Source organism: Streptomyces sp. NBC_00388 (assembly GCF_036061255.1).
In the GTDB taxonomy this organism is placed as follows: Bacteria; Actinomycetota; Actinomycetes; order Streptomycetales; family Streptomycetaceae; genus Streptomyces.
Map to the genome: position 1 here is coordinate 3,588,232 of NZ_CP107948.1, position 6,769 is coordinate 3,595,000.

General features: G+C 66.8%; 5 protein-coding genes and 2 rRNA genes (1 of these 7 cut by a window edge). 2 read left to right on the plus strand and 5 right to left on the minus strand.

Annotation, left to right across the window (positions count from 1 at the left end; all coding sequences use genetic code 11):
* Positions 1 to 167 precede the first annotated feature (167 nt).
* Both OG917_RS16235 and OG917_RS16240 read right to left on the minus strand, forming a co-directional pair.
* On the minus strand, positions 168 to 932 hold the full coding sequence (locus OG917_RS16235) for an alpha/beta hydrolase (protein WP_328318320.1): 765 nt from the start codon (positions 930 to 932) through the stop codon (positions 168 to 170).
* Between the two features lie 344 nt (positions 933 to 1,276).
* Positions 1,277 to 2,248, minus strand: coding sequence for a hypothetical protein (locus OG917_RS16240; RefSeq protein ID WP_328318321.1), 972 nt, complete (start codon positions 2,246 to 2,248; stop codon positions 1,277 to 1,279).
* 237 nt (positions 2,249 to 2,485) lie between these two features.
* Between OG917_RS16240 and OG917_RS16245 the strand changes: the two genes are divergently transcribed.
* Together OG917_RS16245 and OG917_RS16250 are read left to right on the plus strand one after the other, a co-directional pair.
* The gene (locus OG917_RS16245) at positions 2,486 to 3,118 is read left to right on the plus strand and encodes a papain-like cysteine protease family protein (RefSeq protein ID WP_328318322.1); all 633 of its coding nucleotides are present in this window, start codon (positions 2,486 to 2,488) and stop codon (positions 3,116 to 3,118) included.
* 62 nt (positions 3,119 to 3,180) lie between these two features.
* Entirely contained in the window at positions 3,181 to 4,080 is a 900-nt protein-coding gene (locus tag OG917_RS16250) for a hypothetical protein (RefSeq protein ID WP_328321940.1), read from the plus strand.
* Here OG917_RS16250 and OG917_RS16255 read toward each other — a convergent pair.
* From OG917_RS16255 to OG917_RS16265, 3 genes are all read right to left on the minus strand, one after another.
* A complete protein-coding gene (locus tag OG917_RS16255; protein ID WP_328318323.1) occupies positions 4,011 to 4,565 on the minus strand; it encodes a GNAT family N-acetyltransferase in 555 nt (184 codons plus the stop codon). The genes OG917_RS16250 and OG917_RS16255 overlap by 70 nt on opposite strands.
* 112 nt (positions 4,566 to 4,677) lie before the next feature.
* A 5S ribosomal RNA gene (rrf, locus tag OG917_RS16260) occupies positions 4,678 to 4,794 on the minus strand.
* A gap of 78 nt (positions 4,795 to 4,872) precedes the next feature.
* Positions 4,873 to 6,769: ribosomal RNA gene (locus tag OG917_RS16265) — 23S ribosomal RNA — on the minus strand; it runs 1,227 nt beyond the window's last position.

Below are 6,769 nucleotides of genomic sequence, written 5' to 3' on the forward strand. Positions count from 1 at the left end.
GACGGCGGCAGGCCCGCAGACCGAGACCGTCGCGACGAGCAGTACCAGGAGCACGACAAGGCGGGTGCACCGGCTCCGCGGATCCGTCATCCGGATACGCCGCGCTCCCACCCCCGGGCCGCCGGAGCGGCGCCCGGCCCGCAAGCCGGACGCCGCCACCGCGCGCCTCAGGCCGGCGAGGTGACCGCACCGCCGAGGTGCCGGGCGAGGAAACGGGCCGCGCTGTCGGCCTCGCACCGGGGGAAGTCGAAGTGCTTGCCCGCGTTGGCGTGCAACGTCTTCTCCTCCGAGGCGAAGGCGTCGAACAGCGCGAGGCCGGCGTCGCGCGGAATGCGCTCGCTGTCCCACTGCAGGGCGAACTCGACCGGGACGCTGATCTGCTCAGCCGCCCCGACCAGGGCGTCGGGCCACATCAGTCCGAAGACCGCGGCCGTGATCCTCGGCTCGGCCGCCACCAGCGGCACCCCGATCGCGGTGCCCAGGGCGATACCGACGTACCCCACCGGGCCACCGTCGCCGATCTCCGGAAGTTCCTGAAGAGCGTCCAGGGTCGCCCGCCACTCGGGCACGGCGACCTCCGCCAGGCGGGCGTTGTAACGGACGACGATCGGGCCCTCCGGCTCGCCCGCAGCCTGCGCCTTGCGCAGCTCGGCGATCTCCTGCTCATCGCGTGCGCTTCGCGGCCGGTCGCCATGACCGGGCGCGTCGATGACGGCGACATGGAATCCGCAGCCGGTCACGAGCTGCCGCGCCCGGCCCAGCATCGCCGGGTGCTTCTTGTGGGCGCCACCGCCATGGCCCATCAGGACCAGGGGAGCGGGGCCGGAACCGGAGGCCGGCGACCAGAGAACACCGGGGACCTCGCCCACGGTGAAGTCGCGTTCGACCATGCCGTGCGAGGACGACTCAGTGGTGAATTGCAGAGAATGCACAGGTGTTGCCTTTCGGGAGTGCCTTGTTGTCGAGGCGCTCCCGGCGACACCTGCGTCAATCGCCGGCCGTGACGGAAAGAGGGAGCACCCACGTCGATACAGCGTTCATGGGTCTCACCTCCTCGGGCGGTGTCACGGTCACCTGCAAACTACGAGTCCGGGCATCGTCCCGTCCACTGCTTTTCCCGCCGGGTGATCCGGGCCCGGAGAGCCCTCCCGGCCCTGGAGGGCTCTCCGGTCCTGGAGGCGTCGAAGCCGCCGGCAGTCGCCGCACGACCGCACGACTGCCCCAGGACAACGCTCCCGCCCGGCCGGAACACCACGACAAGACCCGCTACGACCCGTCAGTCCCAGTCCCAGTCGATCCCCACCAGCCCCGGCCGCACCTCCTGCTCCACGATGTGCACGGAATGGTGCAGCCCACTGAGCGTCAGATCCCTTCGGGCACCGCGCACCCCCGCCGCCGTCGCCTGCGCGAAGCGCCGACAGCGCACGGGGAGCGCCTGCGCGTCGAAGCGCACCTGGAGGACGTACAGGCCCCCGGCGAAGCTGAACCCGCGCACATGCTCACTGCTCGGCCCACCGGTACCGTCCTCGAACCCGTAGCCGAAGACATAGGTGTCCCCCGCCCGCAACCGCGCGTCGAACAGCAGCTCCGCCACGACCACCCCGGTCTCCCGCTGCCACCGCACGCGTCCCGTACGACAGTTCTCACCTGCCAGGACCGCCACCCGGCCCGGATCGCACCCGGGGTCCCCGTGGTGGATGGCCACATAGCGGTCCACCCCGTCCCGGTGCGCGCGGACGACGTGCTGCGAGGAACGGCCGACGAGCCGTCGATCGGCACCGATCCGTACGGACTCGTGATGGCCGACCGTATGCAGGCCGCCGTCCGCAGGACTCTCCATCTCGGCGAGCAGCCCCTCCAGTACCGCCGCGCCCACCACCAGCGAACGGTACGAACGGGCGGCGGGCCGCTCACCGGCCCCGCGCCGGCCGCCGGCCGGCTGCCCGCCGTCCCCCTCCGCGAGCAGCCGCAGCAGCGAACCGGCAGGCAGCCGCAGCACCTCCTCCAGCGCGCCCACCGCCCTCAGCGACTCGGCCCGCCGCGGCCGCCGCACCCCCTGCTGCCAGTAACTCAGGCTCGTCACACCGACCTTGACGCCCCGGTCCGCCAGATGGTGCTGGACCCGGTGCAGGGGCAGACCCCGTACGGCGAGGGCGGCGCGCAGCGCGAGGTGGAAGGGCCCGGAGTGCAGGGCCCTCGCCAGCTCGGACCCGGCCGCCACCGGATCCGGTCCCGGGATCCGCTCCATCAGCGCCCCTCCGGTCCGTCGTACATCGGTGAACATTCACGGCGGCCGACAGCGCGGCGCAGCGGCAGAACCGATCACGCAGGTGGCGAGGGGGCCCGTTCACAACCGGCCACCCGCCATTCACACCGTCATGTCCTCGCGTATTCAACCGCGTTGACCAGGACGCAACAACACCCGATGCTCACCACAGCGTCCGGACGCGATCCTCCAATCCACCCCCACCCCGGGAGGAACGCGATGCGCACTCACAGAAGACGGCTGTCCCTGGCGGCCATCGGCACGGCAGCCGCCCTGCTCGCTCTGCCCACCGCCACCGCGGCGGCCACCCCCGCATCCCACACCCCTGCGTCCAGCAGCCCAGCGGCACCGGTGACCACGGCGGCTGCGCCCGGCGCCAAGCGTCTCAACATCACCATGCAGGAGCAGCAGCAGACCAACTGGTGCTGGGCCGCCAGCGGCAACACCATCGCAGGCTGGTACGGCCGCACCTACAGCCAGAACCAGTTCTGCAACGCGGCTTTCGGCCGCAGCCAGAACAGCAACTGCCCCAACGACCAGGCGACCCTGGCCAACGTCCAGAACGGGCTCGACTGGGCCGGCATAAGCCCCGGTTCCTACGTCACCGGCTGGCTCCAGTACTCGACCGTGCAGACCGAGATCAACGCCGGCCGCCCGGTCGCCGACCGCATCCAGTGGTCGAGCGGCGGCGGGCACATGAACGTGATCTACGGATACGACACCGCCTCCGACTGGGTCTACTGGGGTGACCCCTGGCCCTCGGACAACCGCTACAACTGGGCGTCGCACGACTGGTACGTCAGCAACAACGAATTCTCCTGGACCCACTCGCTCTACCGGATCGGGGCGTGACCACCGTGCAGAGCCACCTCGCACCCCCGCCCGCGCATCCCGCCCCCCGCCGCCGCACCCTCCTGCGGGCCGTTCTCGCCGGGGCCGCCGCCACGGCGGTGCTCACCCTCGCACCCACCGCCTCCGCGGCCGACCACACCACAGGGCCCGGCACCCGCCTCACCGGTTCAGCGGCCGACCGCACCGCGGCCCGGCGGACAGTGGAGAGCACCGCCACCCTCGACACACTGGCGCGCTTCTTCGCGAGCTCCGGCGCACGCCCCTCAGCCGCAGCGCCGGCCGCCGCTGCCCCGGCCCCGCGGATCGAGGGCGCGGCCGTACCCGTCTACACGCTTGCCCCGGACTTCGTCACCGGCCGGCCCGGCGCCCCCGCTGCCCGGCTGGACTTCCTCGCGAGTACCGCGGTCGCGTCGGACGGCCGGAAGGCTTCCGTGTGGACCGTCCCGCAGGGCTCCTCCTGGCAGGTGGTGAACATCGCCACCGGCGACGACGAGACCAGGTACGCGGCGAAGGGGAGCGCGAAACTGCCCGGAGGCACCGTCTTCCGGGAGCCGCAGATCAACGCCTGGTACGTCACGAAGGGCACCCGGATCCTGCCCCTGGACGCCGAGGCCGTACGAGCCGTCGGCACACGGGGGACGACGCTCTCCGCCTACCAGCACCGGGTACACCGGGCGTACGGCGACAAACTGCCGGGCTCGGCCTATGCGAAGAAGGGCGAGGCGGGCGGCTACGCCGACGACACCGGGACAACCGGCGCGGCTGACCGCCACACCACGGCAGCACGGTCGGCCGGCGCGACGGCCGGCGGCGCGAGCACCACGCTGTGGGCGGGCGGAGCGGGAGCCCTCGTGCTGGGCCTGGGCGTGCTGTTCATGCGCCGCACGACTCGTCATCCCTCCCGGTCGACAGCCAGCTCCAGCTCACGCTCCCCTTCGTCACCGGGCGCCGGGACGGAGTAACCGGTCGGCACGAAACCGATCTTGCGGTAGAAACCGGCCGCCCGGCTGTTGGCCTGGTGCACAAAGAGTCGCACCCGTTCGATGCGTGGTGCGTCCAGTGCCCAGGCCCACTCCATGGCAGCCCGGAAGAGCTCCTGGGTAAGCCCGACACCACGGGACTCCGGACGTACGTACACACCGACGAGATGGGCCTGCGGTACGGAGCTCACGTCGCCGAAGACCCCCTCGGCCCCGGCGGGTTCGACCAACACCACCACGGTGCCGGCCCACACCCCGTCGGGGCCCTCCGCGATGAACTGCCGGGCAGCACCTCCGTGCGATGCGCCGGCCGCCCGGTCCTGCCAGAACGAATCGGGGCGGGTGACAGCCGCCTCGTAGGTTTCGAGATAGGCGATGGGTGCCGCGGGATCCTGCAGCGCGGCCAGCCGGAATTGCTTGACCTTGAGCCACTCATCGGCCCGCACCGCGCGTATGACGTCGTCCATGCCGGGATCCTGCCAGAGGGACGCACGGAACCGCATGTGGATTTGAACGGCCCCTGAACGCAAAAATGCCTCAGTCCCGGACCATAACGGTCCGGGACTGAGGCTAAAAATTGTTCGGCGGCGTCCTACTCTCCCACAGGGTCCCCCCTGCAGTACCATCGGCGCTGAAAGGCTTAGCTTCCGGGTTCGGAATGTAACCGGGCGTTTCCCTAACGCAATGACCACCGAAACACTATGAAATTAACCAACACCGGATACAACACGGTCGTTCGTTATTTCAGAACTAACACAGTGGACGCGAGCAACTGAGGACAAGCCCTCGGCCTATTAGTACCAGTCAGCTCCACCCGTTACCGGGCTTCCACATCTGGCCTATCAACCCAGTCGTCTACTGGGAGCCTTAACCCCTCAAAGGGGGTGGGAATACTCATCTCGAAGCAGGCTTCCCGCTTAGATGCTTTCAGCGGTTATCCTTTCCGAACGTAGCCAACCAGCCATGCCCTTGGCAGGACAACTGGCACACCAGAGGTTCGTCCGTCCCGGTCCTCTCGTACTAGGGACAGCCCTTCTCAATATTCCTACGCGCGCAGAGGATAGGGACCGAACTGTCTCACGACGTTCTAAACCCAGCTCGCGTACCGCTTTAATGGGCGAACAGCCCAACCCTTGGGACCGACTCCAGCCCCAGGATGCGACGAGCCGACATCGAGGTGCCAAACCATCCCGTCGATATGGACTCTTGGGGAAGATCAGCCTGTTATCCCCGGGGTACCTTTTATCCGTTGAGCGACAGCGCTTCCACAAGCCACTGCCGGATCACTAGTCCCGACTTTCGTCCCTGCTCGACCCGTCGGTCTCACAGTCAAGCTCCCTTGTGCACTTACACTCAACACCTGATTGCCAACCAGGCTGAGGGAACCTTTGGGCGCCTCCGTTACTCTTTAGGAGGCAACCGCCCCAGTTAAACTACCCATCAGACACTGTCCCTGATCCGGATCACGGACCGAGGTTAGACATCCAGCACGACCAGAGTGGTATTTCAACGACGACTCCACAACCACTGGCGTGGCCGCTTCAAAGTCTCCCACCTATCCTACACAAGCCGAACCGAACACCAATATCAAACTGTAGTAAAGGTCCCGGGGTCTTTCCGTCCTTCTGCGCGAAACGAGCATCTTTACTCGTAGTGCAATTTCACCGGGCCTATGGTTGAGACAGTCGAGAAGTCGTTACGCCATTCGTGCAGGTCGGAACTTACCCGACAAGGAATTTCGCTACCTTAGGATGGTTATAGTTACCACCGCCGTTTACTGGCGCTTAAGTTCTCAGCTTCGCAACCCCGAAAGATCACTAACCGGTCCCCTTAACGTTCCAGCACCGGGCAGGCGTCAGTCCGTATACATCGCCTTACGGCTTCGCACGGACCTGTGTTTTTAGTAAACAGTCGCTTCTCGCTGGTCTCTGCGGCCACCCCCAGCTCACTGTGTAAAACAGATCACCAGGAATGGCCCCCCTTCTCCCGAAGTTACGGGGGCATTTTGCCGAGTTCCTTAACCATAGTTCACCCGAACGCCTCGGTATTCTCTACCTGACCACCTGAGTCGGTTTAGGGTACGGGCCGCCATGAAACTCGCTAGAGGCTTTTCTCGACAGCATAGGATCATCCACTTCACCACAATCGGCTCGGCATCAGGTCTCACCCCATATGCCATCCGGATTTACCTGGATGACGGGCTACACCCTTACCCCGGGACAACCACCGCCCGGGCTGGACTACCTTCCTGCGTCACCCCATCGCTTACCTACTACCACCTTGGTTCAGCGGCTCCACCACTTCCCTTTGCCCGAAGGCTCCAGGACGGCTTCACGGCCTTAGCATCAGAGGATTCAGTATTGGGCGTTTCAAAGCGGGTACCGGAATATCAACCGGTTGTCCATCGACTACGCCTGTCGGCCTCGCCTTAGGTCCCGACTTACCCTGGGCAGATCAGCTTGACCCAGGAACCCTTAGTCAATCGGCGCACACGTTTCTCACGTGTGTATCGCTACTCATGCCTGCATTCTCACTCGTGAACCGTCCACAACTCGCTTCCGCGGCTGCTTCACCCGGCACACGACGCTCCCCTACCCATCCCAGCGGGCGTTGGCCCTATTGCTGAAATGACACGACTTCGGCGGTACGCTTGAGCCCCGCTACATTGTCG

What these genes read in the sequence shown, in the direction of transcription:
- OG917_RS16240 (WP_328318321.1), bottom strand. Translation starts at nt 2,248, where the DNA reads ATGGAGCGGATCCCGGGACCGGATCCGGTGGCGGCCGGGTCCGAGCTG.
- OG917_RS16245 (WP_328318322.1), top strand. Translation starts at nt 2,486, where the DNA reads ATGCGCACTCACAGAAGACGGCTGTCCCTGGCGGCCATCGGCACGGCA.
- OG917_RS16255 (WP_328318323.1), bottom strand. Translation starts at nt 4,565, where the DNA reads ATGGACGACGTCATACGCGCGGTGCGGGCCGATGAGTGGCTCAAGGTC.